The organism is Streptomyces atroolivaceus, from assembly GCF_000717025.1.
Taxonomy (GTDB): Bacteria; Actinomycetota; Actinomycetes; order Streptomycetales; family Streptomycetaceae; genus Streptomyces; species Streptomyces atroolivaceus.
This window is the reverse complement of record NZ_JNXG01000014.1, coordinates 91,203-109,235: the sequence shown is the minus strand read 5'-3', so window position 1 is coordinate 109,235 and position 18,033 is coordinate 91,203. Positions and strand designations below refer to the sequence as shown.

At 67.4% G+C, this 18,033-nt stretch carries 11 protein-coding genes and 4 pseudogenes; 8 read left to right on the top strand and 7 right to left on the bottom strand.

The window, feature by feature from the left end; translation table 11 throughout:
- Positions 1-506 precede the first annotated feature (506 nt).
- The 3 genes and pseudogenes from OO67_RS40530 to OO67_RS24600 all read right to left on the bottom strand — a co-directional run bounded on the left by OO67_RS40530 (position 507) and on the right by OO67_RS24600 (position 3,465).
- Positions 507-635: a hypothetical protein gene (locus OO67_RS40530; RefSeq protein WP_279626909.1), complete on the bottom strand. Its 129-nt coding sequence runs from the start codon at positions 633-635 to the stop codon at positions 507-509.
- An 831-nt stretch (positions 636-1,466) separates the two neighbouring features.
- Positions 1,467-2,411 (bottom strand): annotated as a pseudogene (locus tag OO67_RS37055) (IS5 family transposase).
- 67 nt (positions 2,412-2,478) lie between these two features.
- Entirely contained in the window at positions 2,479-3,465 is a 987-nt protein-coding gene (locus OO67_RS24600; protein ID WP_033303502.1) for an alpha/beta fold hydrolase, read from the bottom strand.
- Between the two features lie 143 nt (positions 3,466-3,608).
- On the opposite strand from OO67_RS24600, the gene OO67_RS24595 reads away from it, so the two are divergent.
- On the top strand, positions 3,609-4,217 hold the full coding sequence (locus OO67_RS24595) for a helix-turn-helix domain-containing protein (RefSeq protein ID WP_106972808.1): 609 nt from the start codon (positions 3,609-3,611) through the stop codon (positions 4,215-4,217).
- A gap of 415 nt (positions 4,218-4,632) precedes the next feature.
- On the opposite strand, the pseudogene OO67_RS24590 reads toward OO67_RS24595, so the two are convergent.
- Both OO67_RS24590 and OO67_RS24585 read right to left on the bottom strand, forming a co-directional pair.
- Positions 4,633-5,367, bottom strand: a pseudogene (locus OO67_RS24590) (IS701 family transposase); the annotation flags it as partial.
- Positions 5,343-5,874 (bottom strand): annotated as a pseudogene (locus tag OO67_RS24585) (IS5 family transposase); the annotation flags it as partial. The pseudogenes OO67_RS24585 and OO67_RS24590, both read right to left, overlap by 25 nt.
- Positions 5,875-6,085: 211 nt before the next feature.
- Here OO67_RS24585 and OO67_RS24580 point away from each other — a divergent pair.
- Positions 6,086-6,538 (top strand): annotated as a pseudogene (locus OO67_RS24580) (IS701 family transposase); the annotation flags it as partial.
- Positions 6,539-6,851: 313 nt separating this feature from the next.
- On the top strand, positions 6,852-7,370 hold the full coding sequence (locus OO67_RS24575; protein WP_033303500.1) for a hypothetical protein: 519 nt from the start codon (positions 6,852-6,854) through the stop codon (positions 7,368-7,370).
- A gap of 10 nt (positions 7,371-7,380) precedes the next feature.
- Here the strand turns inward: OO67_RS24575 and OO67_RS24570 are convergent, their stop codons facing one another.
- Both OO67_RS24570 and OO67_RS35785 read right to left on the bottom strand, forming a co-directional pair.
- Positions 7,381-8,094, bottom strand: a complete 714-nt coding sequence (locus OO67_RS24570) for a hypothetical protein (protein ID WP_244300312.1) — start codon at positions 8,092-8,094, stop codon at positions 7,381-7,383.
- A gap of 67 nt (positions 8,095-8,161) precedes the next feature.
- Positions 8,162-8,674 carry a hypothetical protein gene (locus OO67_RS35785; protein ID WP_051709770.1) on the bottom strand — a complete coding sequence of 171 codons (513 nt, stop codon included), beginning with the start codon at positions 8,672-8,674 and terminating at the stop codon, positions 8,162-8,164.
- A 1,109-nt stretch (positions 8,675-9,783) separates the two neighbouring features.
- Between OO67_RS35785 and OO67_RS24560 the strand changes: the two genes are divergently transcribed.
- The 5 genes from OO67_RS24560 to OO67_RS24540 all read left to right on the top strand — a co-directional run bounded on the left by OO67_RS24560 (position 9,784) and on the right by OO67_RS24540 (position 17,180).
- Positions 9,784-12,150: a beta-galactosidase gene (locus tag OO67_RS24560; RefSeq protein WP_033303498.1), complete on the top strand. Its 2,367-nt coding sequence runs from the start codon at positions 9,784-9,786 to the stop codon at positions 12,148-12,150.
- A 1-nt stretch (position 12,151) separates the two neighbouring features.
- The gene (locus OO67_RS24555; RefSeq protein ID WP_033303496.1) at positions 12,152-13,480 is read left to right on the top strand and encodes an ABC transporter substrate-binding protein; all 1,329 of its coding nucleotides are present in this window, start codon (positions 12,152-12,154) and stop codon (positions 13,478-13,480) included.
- Positions 13,481-13,569: 89 nt separating this feature from the next.
- On the top strand, positions 13,570-14,445 hold the full coding sequence (locus OO67_RS24550; RefSeq protein WP_033303495.1) for a carbohydrate ABC transporter permease: 876 nt from the start codon (positions 13,570-13,572) through the stop codon (positions 14,443-14,445).
- Positions 14,442-15,320 carry a carbohydrate ABC transporter permease gene (locus OO67_RS24545; RefSeq protein WP_033303494.1) on the top strand — a complete coding sequence of 293 codons (879 nt, stop codon included), beginning with the start codon at positions 14,442-14,444 and terminating at the stop codon, positions 15,318-15,320. The genes OO67_RS24550 and OO67_RS24545 overlap by 4 nt, the downstream gene beginning before the upstream one ends.
- 258 nt (positions 15,321-15,578) lie before the next feature.
- Complete coding sequence (locus OO67_RS24540) at positions 15,579-17,180, top strand: family 43 glycosylhydrolase (protein ID WP_033303493.1); 1,602 nt, start codon at positions 15,579-15,581, stop codon at positions 17,178-17,180.
- Positions 17,181-18,033: the final 853 nt, after the last annotated feature.

Below are 18,033 nucleotides of genomic sequence, written 5' to 3'. Positions count from 1 at the left end.
CATCAACACGGCGCTCATGCCCCCCACCTCGTATCCGGTCGTGCTGAGCTGCGAATGGCGTCAACCCGACGTCGGGGCCGGGCCAGATGCGGGACGGCGAACTGGAGATGTTCGAATGCGGCGGGAGGATTCACGAGGGCGGGCACAGGATTCACCGAGTCCTCCAACTGGGCGCATGAGGGGTACTAGTGCTCTAACAACGGCCCTCGGATGGACCCGTAACGGGCAGACCCGGGGCAGATCTTGAACAAAAGTTCTAGTGAGGGGCGGACGGCGCTCCAGCGCGGCTCGACGGGCATGGAGAGGCACTCGAACGCTTCGTGTCACCCGTTCGTGGACTTGCCCTGCGGTCGTGAGGACGTAGCTGAGGGAGGCAGTGGCGTCGGGCCTGTGCCAGTAGATTCTGGCGGCGTCGGCGCTAACGATCCGGCCGAGATGCCGACGCCCGGTCGCTTTGCATGCCGTCGGCACGCAAGGTCGGTGAGCTGTTTCCGGTCGGCTCTGTCTCACTGTCCGTCTCCCGTGGTGAGCTCCTCCAGAACGACTTGGCTCAGCGTGGTCGTGTACGGACGGGGGGCTGCGCACTGCTGCGCCAGGTAGTCGGTGGTGAGGAGCGGGCCGCGTCGTGCCGGCACGTCGATGACGAGGGAGCCACCGCCCTTGACCAGGTCCTGGACTGGCCGGTTGCGGCCGGTCGCCGAGGGCCCGGTGTGCAGCAGGCGGTTGTCGTACGGGACCAGCTCGATCAGTTCGCCGAGGGCCCGGTGTGCAGCAGGCGGTTGTCGTACGGGACCAGCTCGATCAGTTCGCGGCGGGTCAGAACGTCTCCGAGGGGGCGGGGGTGATCGCGCTGGTGTTGGGGATGACGCCGAGCCCAGTTTGTCGGCGTAGTCGGGCGGCCACGCGGCGCAGGAGTTCCTCCGGGCTGAAGGTGCGGTTCTCCCAGTGGCTGCTCGGCCGACCGACGACTTCGTCCAGCGATCTCTCGGCTTCGCCGATCGCCTCGGTCGCCCAGGCCAGTGTTCGGCCGGGAGCGGCAGGGAGACCGCCGGCTCGACGGCTGGCTGCTGCAGGGGGCGCCTGCGGCGGCGGTCTGGAGCCGATTGCCGGGCGCCTGATGCTGCGCGACCATCGTCGGATGAGTACGGATGAGTACGGATGAGGGTGGGAAGTTGACGCGGGTTGTGCAGACGTGTTCCGCATACCCGTCGCAGTGGGATGCCTGGACGGCGGACGGCCAGTACCTGTATCTCCGATACCGGCGTGGCGCGGGCCGCGTCGAGTGGCATCCTGGCCCTGAGGATGACGCTGAGACGCCGGAGTCTTGGAACGAGGGCCTTTCCGGGCTTCTGGCCGAATGGGATGACGGCAGCGGCAGCGGTGTCATCGGCCTTGAGGACTTCATTGCGGCAGCGGGCTTGGTGTTGGCGCCGGGCGCCTGGGTGAGTTGAAGTCCTGGCACCCGGTCAGGTGCGGAGCCAGATGACGAGGGCAGCTGCGGTGACGGTGCCGAGGAAGACGTGACCACGCTTGTCGTAACGTGTCGCCACGGCGCGGACGTTCTTCAGCCTGTTGATGGCCCTCTCGACGGTGTTGCGCTTCTTGTACCGCTCCTCGCTGAACTCCGGTGGCCGGCCACCTCGCGATCCTTTGGGCAGACGGGCGGACTGACTGTCGGCCTTCTCCGGGATCGTGTGGTGGATGGCGCGCCGCCGCAGATACTCGCGGCAAGGACCGTTGCTGTATGCCTTGTCGGCTGCGATGCTGTCAGGTTTCTTGCGGGGCCTGCCAGGTCCGAGCCGGAGAACCCGGATCTTCTCCAGCACCGGTATGAACTGGGTGCAGTCGGCTCGCTGCCCCGGCGTGACGATCAGGGACAGCGGGCGGCAGCGGCCGTCCGCGCTCAGGTGGATGTTGCTGGTGAAACCGCCGCGCGAACGACCCAGGCCCTCGCCTCCCGCACCACCTCCACCAACCGGCCGACGAGGCTCTGCCACGGAGTCTCGTCCTGGTGTTCCGACGACTCGTCCCCCTTTGAGCCGGCAAGAGCCGGTGGGGGATCGATGCGGGCGCCGGCCGCGTGCTGGTGCGCGCGCACGATGGTGGAGTCCACCGAGATGTCCCAGTCGATCTCCCCTGCCGCGTCGGCCGCGGCCTGAACCTGCTGCAGCAGCCGTTCCCCAGGTTCCGTCGGCAGACCAAAGCCGATGGCGCACGTAGACCGTCTTCCACGGCCCGAACCGCTCTGGCAGATCACGCCGGTGAACCCCGGTCCGAACCCGGTGAAGAATCCCGTCGATCACCTGCCGATGATCACGCCACCGCCCACACCGACCATTGCTCACCGGCAGGAACGGCCGCAGCCGCTCCCACTCGGCGTCCGACGGATCGCCGCGTTCTCTCCACCCCATAACGGAAAGAACGAGCAGATCAGGCGACAGTCACATGATCGGCCGGACGGCTCCTGGCCCGCCCGGTTCAGCCGTGGATGGTGGCGAGCCAGTCGGTCAGCAGTCTGTTGACCTCGTCGGGGCGTTCCTGCTGGATCCAGTGGCCGCAGCCGTCCAGGAGGTGGGAGGCGGACAGGGCGGGGAGGGTGGTGGGGTAGGCGTCGATGGCGTCGGCCATCCAGGTGGTGGAGGCGTCCAGTGTGCCGCCGATGAACAAGGCGGGCTGCGTGATCGGGGCTCCGCGGTGGGGGGCAAGGTCTTCCCAGTCGCGGTCCATATTGCGGTAGCGGTTCAGGGCGCCGGTCAGGCCGGTGCGCTCGAACTCTCCGGCGTAGACGTCGAGGTCTTCCTCGCTCAGCCAGGCCGGGAGCGGGCCGGTGGGGAAACGGTCGCGCAGCCGGCCGCCGTGGGCGACGAAGTGCGGGTCGGGCTCGCCCTTGGCAGGCATGGTGTCGGCGGAGAGGGCCGCGTAAAAGCCTGCGAGCCAGCCCCGGACGTCGGGCTCGATCTCCGTCTCGGCGCGGCCGGGCTTCTGGAAGTAGGAGACGTAGAACTCCTGCTCGGGGCCGCCGATCTGGCCGAAGACGTCGGTGGGCCGGGGGCCACCGGGTGGCGCGTAGGGGACGCTCAGCAGGCCGACGGCCCGGAAGACCTCGGGGCGGAGCAGGGCGGACGTGGCGGCGATGTTGGAGCCCCAGTCGTGGCCGATGACCACCGCGTTCTCCTCGCCGAGGGCACGGACGACGGCGACGTTGTCCTCCACCAGGTCGAGCATCCGATAGGCATCGGTCACGGCGGGCTTCGAGGAGCGTCCGTAGCCGCGTACGTCGATCGCCACCGCTCGGTATCCGGCTTCGGCGAGGGCCGGGAGTTGGTGGCGCCAGGAGTACCAGGACTCGGGGAAGCCGTGCACGAGCAGGACCAGCGGACCGGTGCCCTGCTCGACCAGGTGCAGGCGCCCGGCGGGGGCTTCGACGGTGTGGTGGCGGAGTACGGGGGCCGGCTCGGATTTCATGGGAACCTCTCCTCAGTTCGCGGACGGTCGGCGGTTACCTACCGATCATGCGGCGCGGCGGCCACTCGGCGCGATCAGCGTTGCCATTCTGGCAAACTTGCAGGCAGGGCGATGAAACGGCACGGTGGAGAGGAACAGCGACAGTGGCAGAGGACGACGTGGCCCAGACGTTGGCGGCAATGGGGTCCCGGCTGCGGGCCGTGCGCGAGCGCCGTGGCGTCACACTCGCCGATGTCAGCCGCGCGACCGGCATCTCGTCCAGCACCCTGTCGCGGACCGAGACGGGTCGGCGCAAGCCCACGCTCGAGGTGGTGCTGCAACTGGCGAAGGAGTACGAAGTCTCCCTCGACGAGCTGGCCGGCACCGCACCCGCTCCTGCCGCCAAGCCCCGCAGTACGGCGCCGCACAGCTTCGGCGACGACAAGGCGGTGTTGCCGCTGACCCGGTACGTCGGCGGTCTGCACGCCCACAAGCATCTCCTGCCAGCCGTCGCGGAGCCGCCAGGGCGGCCCCGACAGGTGTCCCACGAGGGCTACGAGTGGCTGTGCGTCCTGTACGGGCGGCTGTGGCTCGCACTCGGCAGCCAGGACCTCGTCCTGACTGCCGGAGAAGTCGTCGAGTTCGACACCCGCATCCCCCACGGAGTCGCGAACGCCGGATCCGACGGACCGGCCGAGTATCTGATCATGTTCGGGCCTCAGGGAGAACGTCTACGGCCGCGCACCCCCCCCAGCAGCTGGTCGCGGAACTGATGACAGAAAGGCTTCTGAATGAGCAGTTGTGACAAGCCCTGTGCCTCGTTGGTGACAACCACGCTGCTTCGTTCGGTTCCATTCGCCACGTCATCCGGCTCTGCCGGTGGCAACTACCGTGCTTCGGCTCACGTATTCCGCTGCCGCGCTGGGGCGGATCGCGATAGAACGCCGGTGTGACGCGCCGACAGCTCAGCGGCGACCAGTGGGAACTCATCAAGCCGCACTTGCCGATCGGCGAGTACGGCCCCTACCCGGTGAAGCTACGTGACCAGTTCGAGGGAGGATCTGGCGCTTCCGGTCCGGCGCTCAGTAGCGAGAGATGCCCGAGCAGTTCGGCGTCTGGCCCACCGTCTACGGCCGTTTCCGGGTCTGACGGGACGCGGAAGTCTTCGCCGCGCTACTGGAAGGGCTGGTCATGGACAGGGTGGTCCATGGCCCAGCGGGTAACGACAGTGTCATGTCGGGTGGTGGCCATGACGTGGAAGACATCGGCCCGCTCGAGCTCAGTCCGCCAGCCATTGGAGAAGCCGTAGGCTGCGTCCCCGGTCACCCACCGGAACGGGATCTTGTCGGCGACCGCCCGGCGGACGATCGCTTTGGCGGTGACAACTTTCGTCTCGAAGGCGACCGCGTCGTCAATGCCCGCGGCCCGGCATCGTTCCCGGTCATCGGGTCATGACGTGGGCAGATACAGGCGGCGGTCGATAAGCGTGCGCCCACGTTCACCGGCATAGGCGAGGAAGACGCCGACCTGGCAATTCTCCGTCCGCCCCGCCGTCCCGGAGTACTGCCGTTGGACCCCAGCCGAGCGGCCCCCTTCTTCAGGAACCCCATGTCGTCCACGATCAGCACGGCCTCCGGGTCACCGAGGTGTTCGACGACGTAATCACGCACCTCGGGAAGGACTTCGTCAGGGTCCCAGTCGCACCGGTTCAGCAGCCGGTGCATGCGGTCAGGAGCCGCGTGACCGGCTACCTCAGCCAGCGTCCAGCCGTTCTTCCGTTCCAGCGGGGCTATCAGGCCCCGCATATACGCCAGCGCGGACTCACGCGGCTCCGACCGACCGGGCAAACCGGTGTATGAAACGCTCATGCACCTCACCCAGACCCGCCGCCCACTTCCTCACATCACCGAGCTCCCCACCCATGACCAGACCCTGAGGTGGAGGCCGGCGTCGTAGCTCTCGGGGGTCTTGTCGTAGCGGGTGGCGATACCCCGCCAGGCTTCCAGTGATCATGCGCTCGACAGTGTTGCGGTCCTTGTAGAGGTCCGCGTCGTGGGTGACGGGCCGGCCGTCCCTGCGGCCTCTGTTCTTGCGGTGGGCGGCCTGGTCCTTCTTGTCCGGGATGACGGCCTTGATGCCGCGTCTGCGCAGGTAGGTGCGGTTGGCGCGGGAGGAGTACGCCTTGTCCCCGGCCACGGCGGCGGGCCGGGTCCGCGGGCGCCCGACGGGCAGCCGGACACGGACCTTCTTCAGGACCAGGAGGAACTGCGGGCTGTCGGCGGCCTGTCCGGCGGTCACCACGATCGACAGCGGGCGGCACCTGCGGTCGGATGCGAGATGGACCTTGCAGGTCAGGCCGCCTCTGGATCGGCCGAGCCGCGTCTGTCTCAGACGGGCTTTGCGTCGGCGCCGGACGCGTCGCCGCTCTCGCCGGGGTCGTTTCCGGCATCCTGTCCGTTCTGTTCCCCGGAGCCGCCCTCTTTTGCCGGGCCTGTTCCTGCTCCGCACGGCTTCCTCCAGGGCCTCCATGACCTCGGGATCGATGCGCATCCCGGCGGCATCGTGATGGGCACGGGTGGTCATGGAATCCACGCTGACCAGCGACAGGTCCGTCTTCCCCCGCCGGGCAGCCTCGGCGATCCTCTTCCCCGGCCTGCCATGGCAGAAATGGAAGCGCTGTTCCTGCGGCAACGGAGCCCACGGACCACGGATTTATAACTGGGCGAGGTTCGAAGTCCGGCCCTGGCACCGCGAAGACCGCCGGCACTGGGTGATCGCCCGCCGAAGTGTCAGCCGACCCCAAGAGATCTCCTACTACATCGCCTACTGCCCCGCGGAAACCACTCTCGACGTGCTGATCCGCGTCGCCGGCAGCCGCTGGGCCGTCGAGGAAGGCTTCCAGACCGCCAAGCAGGAGTGCGGCCTGGACGACTACCAGGACCGCCGATATCCCGGCTGGCACCGCCACATCACCCTCGCCATGGCCGCCCACGCCTGCCTCACCGTCCTGCGGGCCCGCGCACTCGACATCGACAAAGCAGAAACGGATCCTCCCAGCTCATACCCCTCACCCTCCCCGAACTACGACGCCTGATCCACCGCCGCACTCACCGCCGCCCCGCGCCCGTCGACCACGTCCTGCACTGGTCACACTGGCGCCGCAGACGACAACACCAAGCCCGCCTCAGCCACTACGATCAACGCGGCCACACACCACCAGAAGCTGCCCAACCTCACAGGGCAATACAACGAGGGCCTGTCGTCTAAGTGCCACGCTCACGTCAGCAGCGAGGGTCACGGCTGCTGGTAGAACTGGGCCATGTGCCCTTTCGGGAGTCGGCACGGATGACTCTTTTGCACGGCGACCCCACCCTCCCTCCGCCCTGGCCTTCAACATGGAGCCCGCTTTGCCCCTGCAGACAGGTACCACCCGCCCGATATCCCTGCTTCTGGCGACCGCGCTCGCGGCCGCAACGCTCACCGGCTGCGCGCTGCTGGAACTCGCCAGGGACTGCGAGGGGACCGACGACCGGGTCAAGGAGATGGCGGCGCTCGACATCCTCAACTCCCGGCCCGACGGGGCCACCGTCGCCCGGGGCTTTGAGGAAGTGGACGCTGGCTGCTGGGCGGACAGCGGCGATGTGGTGGTGTACGCCGGCCGGACGTACACCTTCCCCGGTACACAGGCCGAAGTGACCGAGCACTACCGGACAGCGACGGTACGGGACGGATGGAATCCGGACCCCGAAGCCTTGCCCGGCGAACTGTGCTTCACCAAAGAGGACATGGCCCTGTGGATCGTCTTCCTCACCGCCGAGCGCCTCACGGAGGATGGTCACGGTAGCCGCCCCGACCTCACCACCGGGGCCAGCTACTCGGTCAGCACCGACTCGTACGTGAACAGCGGTACGGAGGCGGGTTGTTAGGTTCTGTCGTCTATGTGACATCGGCTGGTGGATCATGATCGGGTGCTACGTCGTCATGAACTGACGGATGTCGAGTGGGACTTCGTGCGGCCATAGCGCAACTGGGGGCGAGCGCGGCCGCGATGCCCTCAAGGATCCCGATGAACTCGTCGGCCGGGACCTCGACACCGAAGACCGCACCGGCGTCGTCCGGGTGGTGGACCAGGTGCTCCTCACGCCAGAACTCCAGCGTGATCACCAACCGGTCCCCTTCGTGGAACAGGTAGGCCATCACGTTGTCGGTGGTGGGCCCCCAGAGCAGGACCCCAAACCGGCTGTGCAGCTGGTAGTCGGCCTCGGACTCGTCGTCGTGCCCCGCGTGCTGCCTGAGACGCCGGTGTGTGGCCTCGGCGGACAAACCGGCGAACGGCAAGGGAGAACCTTCGCCGGACCGCAGCCAGGCGGCGGTGTCCCGCACATCGCGGCGAAACTGTGGGACGTACACCAAGTTGTCGTCGCAGGTCAGCCACTTTCCAGCCGCCCAGAGGTCGACCCGGCACAGTGGGCCCGGCTCGCCAACCTCTGCGGCGAACCTGGACTTGTCTCCGAGAAGCACGTTCATGCCGGTGACCGTCGCAGGTGCAGCACGCATGAACAACCAAATACTTCGCCGGTCCAGTGGTCGGCGGGCCTCAGTCGAAATCGAACGGCCGCTGACCCGGGTGACTCCCGAAGTGGTGAACATCTGCTGTCGGTTCTCGGATTCTGGCTCGATTTACGTGAACCGGTCACGGTGGGTCATGCGACGTAGCTCACAGGCTGTGATTCCGGTGCGCTTCGGGGGCGAGAAAGTCTCGTGCCGCGGAGGTGACCCGGTTGCGAATGTGCTGCTGGTCCGGAGGTTGATCGTTCGGCAGGTCGAGCGCTCTCGCCAGATCAACGATGGGTTGCAGCGTGTCGGGGTAGTCGAGTTCGGCTGCAGACTCCTGGTAGATCAGCTTGGCTCCGTGTATGGGGTCGAGCTGGCCCGCGACGATCTGGCCGGCCCACCACTGGGCCGCGGTCCATCGCGCCTTGGCGAGATCTTCCGAGGTCAGCGGCAGCAGACCCAACTCTTCCAGCACAAGGTCGAACAGCTCGCGGGCCCGGGGATGCTCACCACGCGCGAGGCCAGCCAGCAGGGGAAGCGAGGGAGCCTCGATGTCGGCCATCAGGGCGTCCAGGCCCAACTGGACCAGGTAAGCGTCCGAGGGGCGCTGCCAGGGTTCCATGGCCAAGTCTGCAGCGGCCATACGGATCAGGCTGATCGCTACTACTGCGTCCATGCTGTCGCCCCCATCATCTTTCCGTGGAGGCAAGTCCTATCACCGAGAGCGGGCTGGTCTACCAGCCCGTCCGGGGTGACGGCGGCCAACGACCTGGTCGGCTCAAGGGTTCAGCGAGCGCTCAGGTCTCCCTCGGCAACCGCGCACCGGTCGGCGAGACGGGAAACACCCAACGCTGCCAAAACGAATAGGCCGCTCGCTAGTACGGGCGGCAGACCGACGAGTACCCCTCCCAGTATGAGGACAAGCTGCGAAGCAGCCGCATACGCCACGGATCGGGCGGCGGACTTCCTCTCATGCGGCCCCGCTAACGAGTGAGCCTTTTCCATCCTCACCCTTCATCTGACCAGCTCAGGGTGAGGATGGAAAAGGCTCAGTGCTTCATCCTGTGTAGATTTCCGTCGTTCACAGAGAGCATGCACCAGGTCCTCAGGGTGTCGAATGCTTGGGCAAGTGAGTCCGGGGTTATCGGCATGGGTTCGTCACGATCGAGCGGACGGACGGTCGACGCAACGACGAGCGCGAACCGGGCATCCGCTACGTCTGGCAGCCACCTCCGGCACCCTGACGACGTGACGAGGGCGGTCACGCGAACTCCGGAGTGACCGTCTTCGCCGGGGCGGGGCGAGACGTCAACCCCGCGCGCACGAAGCGGCTTCCAGGGAGCGCCTCGCGTGCAGCGGGTGGGGCGGCGCTCCTGGGTGGGGGGAGTGCACGTATGCCGCCTCGACGCGACGGATCGAACCGGCGCCGTCCACGCACGATGTGTACGGCGACGATCGGGCTCGTCGCCAAGGGGGTTGGCTAATGGTGAAGCAGCCCGCGGCCTCCGCATCAGCTATTCCGGCAACGCCGGGGAGTTGAAGGGGTGCCTCGGGCAGTGCCAATGAGTGGATGGCAGGGGGTCCGGCGATCCACCCGTACGCGCGTCTGCCGACGTGGGGCGCGGCATACGGGGTGCCTTGGGGGTGAACGGTGCGGCGGCAACGCCCTGGGTGAGGATGGTCGCATAGTGCCAAACATTAATTATGAATACATCTTGACAGGGGTGATCGGCCCACCCACGATGAACGCACTTCACCGAGCCGTTGTCGCAGGAGCCGCCTGTCATGTTGTCTCTGCAAGTCCGTGCCCCCTCCGTGCCCCTGGCCGGTCATCTGCCCATGGGGAGTTCAGCCTCCACACCGCACTCCGTGACGGTCGACAGCCAGAGCCTGTTCAGGGACGGCCGCCCGTGGATCCCAGTGATGGGGGAGTTCCACTTCAGCCGGTACCCGGCTGCCGAGTGGCGCGAGGAACTGCTCAAGATCAAGGCCGGTGGCGTCGATCTGGTGGCCACCTATCTGTTCTGGAATCAGCACGAGAACGAGCGTGGCGTCTTCCGCTTCGACGGCGACCTGGACGTGCGCCGATTCGTGACGCTGTGCCACGAGGTCGGTCTGGCCGTGGCGATGCGGATCGGGCCCTGGTCGCACGGTGAATGCCGTAACGGGGGGTTCCCGGACTGGCTGGAGGGGGCCGGCTGCGCTCCGCGCACCGACGACCCGGCCTACCTCGCCCTGGTCGAGCCCTACTACCGCCGCATCTCCCACGAGCTGCGGAGTCTCTTCCACGACGACGGCGGGCCGATCGTGGCGGTCCAGGTGGAGAACGAGCTCTACGACCAGCCGGGGCACCTGGCCACGCTGCGCGGCATGGCCGAGAGCGCCGGCATGCGAGCGCCGCTGTGGACGGCGACCGGCTGGGGCGCGGCCGACATCCCGCGCGACACCCTGCTGCCGTTGTACGGCGGCTACCCGGAGGCGTTCTGGGAGGACGCGTACGACGGGTGGACGCGGGGGATGCGACGCCACTACTTCTTCACGCCGATCCGGGACGACCACGCCATCGGCGCCGACCTGCGCTCCTCGGCACCGACCGGCAGTGGCCCGGACGATCGCCGCTACCCCTACGCCACATGCGAGGTGGGCGGCGGGATGGCCATCGCCTACCACCGCCGTCCGGTCGTGCCCAGCGAGGACATCACCGCGCTGGCGCTCGCCAAACTGGGCAGCGGCTCGGTCTGGCAGGGCTACTACCTGTACCACGGCTGCTCGCAGCGCCTCGACCTCAGGGAACCCAACCAGGAGAGCCACGACACCGGTTACCCCAATGACCTGCCGACGGTCAACTACGACTTCCAGGCGCCGCTGGGGGAGTACGGGCAGGTCCGGTCGGTCTTCCACGCGCTGCGACTGCAGCACCTGTTCCTGCACGGTTGCGGCACGGAACTGGCGCGGATGCCACTGTCGCTGCCTGATGCCGAACCGGAGTCGCTCGACGATCGTGCCACGCTGCGCTGGGCCGTCCGCTCGGCAGGAGAGCAGGCCTTCCTCTTCGTCAACAACCACCAGCCGCACGAGACGCTGCCCGACCACAAGGACATCCAGTTCCAGGTCCACCTGGGGAGCGGCCGTACCGTCACCCTGCCCGCGCAGCCGGTCGGCGTTCCCTCCGGCGCACACTTCGTGTGGCCGATCGGCCTCGACCTCGGCGCAGGGCTGCGCCTGGACTGGGCCAGCGCCCAGCCCGTGACCCGCCTGGACGTGGACGGGGTTCCATTCACCGTACTGGCGGCCACCGACGGGATCCCGGTGTCTCTGGCCCTGCCCGCGGACGTGGATGTTGCCGGTCCTGCCCAGGTGGCACTCGACGCCGACGCCACCCTCGTCACGGTCACCGAGCCGGGCACGGGGGCACTGCTGACCCTGAACGGCCCCACCGGCAGCGCACGCGTTCTGGTGCTGTCCCACTCCGAGGCGCTTCGGCTGAACCGGGTACACGTCTCGGGCCAGGACCGGCTCGTGCTCAGCGACGACCTGGTGCTCGCCGACGGAGACGAACTGCGCCTGCACACCACCTCACCGACCCCCTCCCTCGCCCTGATGCCCGCACCGGCTTCCCTGCACGGTGCGGAAGCAGGCCGGCCCGTGCCGGACGGGATCTTCACACGTTGGTCGCTGAGCCCCGCCTCGCGGCTCCCGCAGCCCGCCGTCGAAACCCTTCAGACGCAGGCTGTCGCCCCGCCGGCCCGCACCGGCGATTCCCACGCGCGAGCCTCCGCGCCGCGTGACGAGGACTTCGAGAAGGCCGCCGTCCACCACATCACCGTTCCGGCATCCGTCCTGGACGGTGAAGGGGACGTGCTGCTGCGACTGCGCTACACCGGGGACGCGGCCCGGGCCTACATCGACGGAAAACTTGTCGCCGACCATTTCTGGTACGGGCCCGACTGGGAGATCGGACTGCGCCGCTTCGCCGACGCCGTCGTACGGCACGGCATGGATATCCGGGTCCTGCCACTGGATCAGGCAGACCGCATCCACGTCAGCAGTTCGGCACGCGAAGGTCTGGAAGCCGCCCGGGCCCACGCCGCGGTGGAATCAGCCGAGCTGGTGGCCGTAGCGCGTACGACCCTGTGTCTGGAGGAGGTCTGACGTGCGTGATCTCAGCCGCAGGCGTCTGCTTCGCGCTGCGAGCGGTGCGGGACTGGGGCTGCTCGCGGCCCCCGCCCTCGCGGCATGTGGTACGTCCGCGGCTGCCCCGGTGCGATCAGGACGCGCGCAGATCAGCCTCTGGACCCACGACCCCGACTACATCAAGACGTTCCGGTCGGCTATCAAGGACGTCGGCCTGATGCGGGGTTCCCGCTTCGACTTCGGTCTGGACATCACCAGCTCTGCGCCCGCCGACATCATGACGCGAATGATTGCTCAGGCCGTCGCGGATGGGAACACACCCGATCTCGCCGGTCTCAACTTCGACCAGTTCCCCCGCGTGATGCAGTCGTCCATCGCGGAGAACCTCTTCGTCGACCTCACCGACACGGTCCGTCCGCTCGGTGACGATCTGCTCAAACTGTCGCCCTACTCGGTCGACGGCGTTCCGTACGGCCTGGAATCCGGAAACGCGATCACGGTTCTGTACTACCGGCAGGACCTGTTCGACACGTACAACGTCCCCGAAACGCTCGAGACCTGGGAGGAGTTCCTCGAGCACGGGGCGCGGCTGAGCGCCGATCACAAGGTGAGCGTCGGCATGATCTCCACCGGCGACAACGGATCGATCGTCAACGGCTTCCTGCAGTTCCTGCTGCAGCGCGGTGGCGGCTTCTTCAACACCGCAGGTGAACTGATCCTGGACTCGCCCGAAGCCCTGGAAGTCCTTGAGTTCATGACGCGGGGCGTCCGCTCCGGCGCGCTGATGGCTCTGCCGGACCCTTACGGCAGCGCCTGCGCCGCCGCTCTGAAGTCCGGACGGCTAGCCGCCACCGCCATGCCCAACTGGTACAACGCCGCCGGGCTCCAGGCCAACGTGCCGGAGCAGAGAGGGCGCTGGCGTATCCGAACCCTGCCGCGCTTCGCCGGCGGCGGCCACATCGCCTCCACCATGGGCGGCACCGCCTTCGCGGTGCTGAAGGACAAACCCAACAGCGAGGCCGGGTTGGAGCTGCTGCGCCGTGTCTATCTGAGCCGCGAAGGACAGGTTCTCCGCTACCGCTTCGGAGGTTATCTGCCCACGCTCGCGCCGCTCTACGACGACCCCGAGCTCGTGGCCAGCAAGGACGAATACCTCGGTGGTCAGCAGGCCTTCGAGATCTACAGCGCGGCCGCCGCCGACCTCCCCCTCTTCTACCAGGCCGCCAGCATGCAGATCCTGTCCGACGTACTCGGAGGTCAGATCCTCGACGCCTTGAAGGGCCGAACGTCGCCCACGGCGGCGCTCAACGCCGGCCTGAAGGCTTACCGACAGCAGGTGACACGATGACAGCACCCCCGCCGACCCGCGCACCCGTCCGGGCATCCCTCCCCGCCCATGCCCCGGCCAAGGCCGCCTCACCCCGAACCTCCTGGTGGATGCGTCGACAGCGTGCCGTGGCGCCCTACCTGTTCATCTCGCCCTTCTACCTGCTCTACGGGTTGTTCCTTCTCGTTCCGATCCTGGTCGGCCTCTATCTCAGCTGTACCGAGTGGGCGGGCCTGGGCACACCGAAGTGGGTGGGCCTGCGTAACTATCAGGATCTGCTGGGTGATCACAGCTTCTGGACCGCCGTCAGCAACACCGGCCTGTACGTCGTCTTCACCATGGCCGTCGTGATGCCCGCAGCCCTTCTCATCGCCCAGGCGCTGAACGCCCGCGGCCTGCGCGGCCGGGACCTGTTCCGGCTGGCCTACTTCATGCCCGTGGTGATCTCCCCGATCGTCATCACCCTGGTCTTCGGGCTCTTCTTCGACAACGAGTTCGGTCTTCTGAACGCGGTGGGGCACGCCGTGTTCGGGTTCGGTGGAATCGACTGGCTGGGCTCGCCGGGCTGGGCGCGGGTGACCGTGGTGATCCTCGTGCTGTGGCGCTGGACCGGCTACCTCACCATCTTCTTCCTGGCCGGACTGCAGAACGTCCCGAAGGAGCTGTATGAGGCCGCGGACATCGACGGCGCCGGACCGATCAGCCGCTTCCGCAACGTCACCCTGCCCTGCCTGCGTCCCGTGACCGCGTTCGTCGCGGTGACGGTACTGGTCAGCTCCGTGCAGATCTTCGAAGAGCCGTACCTGCTCACCCAGGGAGGCCCGGGGGAATCCACTCTCTCCGTCGCCCAGTTCATCTTCCGCGCCGGATTCCAGCGCCAGCAGCTCGGCTACGCGGCGGCGGCCGGCGTGCTGCTCTTCGTCGCCGTCTTCGCCCTCGGCCAGCTGGCCATGCGGGTGCTCGGGGTCGGGAGGGATGACCGATGACAACAGGTGAGTTCGAGTCCACCGCGCGGCTCACTCCGGGGGCCCGCCGGGGTCGCCGCAGGGTGAGCCGGGCCCTGCTCTACACGTTCCTGATCGCCTTGCTGCTGGTGTTCGCCCTGCCGCTGCTGTGGGCCCTGTCGTCCTCCTTCAAGTCCCGCGGTGACATCTTCGGCTACCCGCCCAAGCTGTTGCCCTCACCGGCCACCCTCGACAACTACCGAGGACTTCTCGACGAGAACCCGTTCTGGAGCTGGCTGCTGATCAGCACGGTGGTCGCCGTCATCTCCACCGTCGCTGCCGTGCTGCTGTGCGCGCTGGCCGGGTTCGCGTTCGCCAAATACCGCTTCCGCGGCAAGAACGTCCTGTTCAACGTCATGTTCAGCTCGTTGGCTGTGCCCTTCGCCGTGATCGTCGTCCCGCTGTTCGTCATGCTGGCCAAGGCCCACCTGACGACGCCCTACTTCGCACTGGTCGTGCCGTGGGTGGCGCCCGCGTTCGGTATCTTCATGATGCGGCAGTTCGCCGAACAGTCGATTCCTGACGCCCTGTTGGATGCTGCCCGCGTGGACGGCTGCACCGAGTTCGGCCTCTTCCGGCGCGTCGTCCTGCCCCTGCTGCGGCCGGCCCTGGGCGCCCTCGGCGTGTGGTCGTTCCTGAACAGCTTCAACAGTCTTATCTGGCCGCTCATCGTGGTGAGTGACCCGGGTGACTACACCCTCCCGCTGGGTATCCAGGCCCTCTTCGGTGCGACCAACCGACAGTACGACCTGGTCCTGGCCGGATCCGTACTCGCGGCCGTCCCGAGCCTGTTGGTCTTCTTCCTCCTGCGTAAGCAGCTCCTGGAAGGCCTCACGGCTGGAGCAGTCAAGAGCTGACCTTGTGTTCTCCCCCCGGCCTCACCGGAGTGGCCGCCCGCGCGCCCGGTGACGGTCGTCGGCGCGGAGAGCGCGCGCCGGAACGGCTGATGAACTCCGACTTCCGGAGCCGGCCCGACGAACGCCCCCGGCCGGGAGTGAAGAACAGCGCACAAGCAAGGACCCCGCATCGGAATCGGCTTTCGACAGACGAAGGCGTCCAGACAAAGGACGGAATCAATGCAGCTCATCCGAAAACTCGGTCACGTGTTATGCGGCATGGCGATCGCAGCGACGGCCCTTGTCGGGGCAGCACCTGCGGATCCGGCGTCGGCCGCCCCGGCGGCCGTCGGCGCCCCGGGGCCACTGCCCCGTGCGCAGACCATTCAGAACGACTCCTTCTGGAAGGACACCGATGGCAACCTGATCGCTTCGCAGGGGGGCGGGGTTTTCAAGTTCGGGGACACTTACTACTGGTACGGAGTGCACTACGCGGAGGCCGACCTCTACGCGGTGTCTCCGACGCGCAAGCACCCGCGGGCGACATTCGCATCCATCAGGGTGTACTCGTCGAAGGACCTGGTGAACTGGGACTTCGAGAACGAGGTCGCCGACCGGTCGACGCCGCTCGCCATTCCGCCGTCCAAGGACGTCAGCGGGGACGCCTTCTCCCGGATGGCCTCCCTCGACGACGCGGGCTGGGTCGGCCGTATGGGGGTGGTGTACAACGAGGTCACGCACAAGTACGTGCTCATGACGCAGATGTCCACCACCTTCGACACGAACGGCAAGACGAACGGTGGGGTTCTCTTCCTCGAGAGCGATTCCCCGACGGGAGACTTCTCGTACGCCGATCTGCAGACGCAGATTCCGGGAGTGCTCTACCAGGGCACGGGCGACCAGACCGTGTTCACCGACGACGACGGCACCGACTACCTCGTCTTCTCCAACCAGAGCGGCCGCAACCACACCTATGTCGCACGCATCGATCCTTCCGACTCGCTGAGCGTCGAACCCGCTGTCGAGGTGTCCTACAATGCGGCCTGCCGTGAGGGCAACGCGATGTTCAAGGCCAACGGGCACTACTACATCGCCAGTTCCGACCTGCACGGATGGAACTCCTCGGCCACGCACGTCATCAAATCCGCCGGAGACGATCCGCAGGGGCCGTACGGTCCGGAGACCGTCATGGCCGGCACGGAGGCGGACTACAGCCACGTCACCCAGTCCGGGTTCTTCGTCACTGTGCACGGGAGGAAGACCGATACGGTGATCTACGCGGGCGACCGATGGTCCGAGTTCGCGTGGAACGGAACGGGCTACAACCAGTGGGTCCCGCTCTCGTTCGACGACGATGCGCCGGTGTTCAACTCGCTCAGCTCCTGGCGACTCGATGCCAGGACCGGTCGCTGGGCTGTGGGCAGGGACAACAACTTCGTTCTCAACCCCGACTTCGAGGCGGACCGCGTACCGGTGACGACTGTCACCGGATGGACCACAGCCGTCGGTGACGACTCACCGTCGACGCGGTTCGTCTCCAATCCGACGCCGGCCGGCAACGGCACCCGTCACGCTCTGAAGCTCGGCAATCCGGCAGGGTTCGTCGGCGGCGTCTTCCAGCAGGACTCGATCCCAGGCGGTGCCTACACACTGTCCCTGTCCGCGAAGACGACACCAGGCCTTGACACGGCCCGTGTCCGCATCACGGACGCACGCGGAGAGGAGACGGTGCTCGACCTCCTGGCCGTCGGTTCCAGCTGGACGAAGATCGCGTCGGAGCCCATCGAACTGCGGCCTGGAAGCGTCACGATCACGGTTGAAGCGGCGGCAGCAGCAGGTGGAACCCTGTCGGTGGACGGCCTCTCGCTCGCGCGTTCGTAGCAGCGGAACCCGGACTCCTACGGCAATGCCTCGCCCTGCCCAGGGCGAGACATTGCCGTTGCCGAGCGTCTGTGTACGGGACGGGGGTGCAACTGACTCGCCCAGGGCGCGGCACCCGGGCTCAGGGTGGGGGCGGAGACTCAGTTCAGGAGGGCGGCCGGTTCGGGCCGGTGCACTCCGCGGGGCCGGTATCCCAGGGCGTCGGAGATGCCCGCGAGATCGGACAGGTACCAGATGATCGCCAGCCACATCTCGGTGCCTTGCAGGCCGGGCTGTGTCTCCCGGGCACTTCTGGTCGACGGGTGCTGTGCTCTGAAAGCGAAGCCCTGCCCATCGACCCAGCGACCGAGTGCGTCGGTCAGCAGGCGCCTGGCCAGGGTCACGGTCTCTTCCGTGCGGTGGCCGGTCGTGCGCGTGAGCCACAACGGATGGGCGATGTCGAGGATGTTGCAGGCCGTCTGCCGTTCGGGCCGCGTGTAGCGGATGTCGCGCGCGTGTTCGAGGACGGTGTCGATGACTCGCTCAGGGTAGGGCACAGGGAGGCCGAACTGGGCGAACGTGCCGCGGCTGGCGCGGTAGAAGCCGTTGACGGGGAGGAGGAGGCCGTCGACCGCGCTCTCCCTGCCCCAGAGGCCGGTGCGGGGGTCGGCGTGGGTGAGCAGCCAGCCCAGCAGCGCTTCCACAGCCCCGCTCTGCCCGGTCAGACCATGGCGTCGGTTCCACAGGAACGCGGTGCCCAGTGTGTCGACCCAGGCGCCGGAGTGCCAGGGCTCCTCATGCCAGGGGAGGGCGCCGAGTGCGGCGGTGACGTCGGCAGCGCTCATCGTGTCGACGTTGCGGAGCGGGTGCGGCA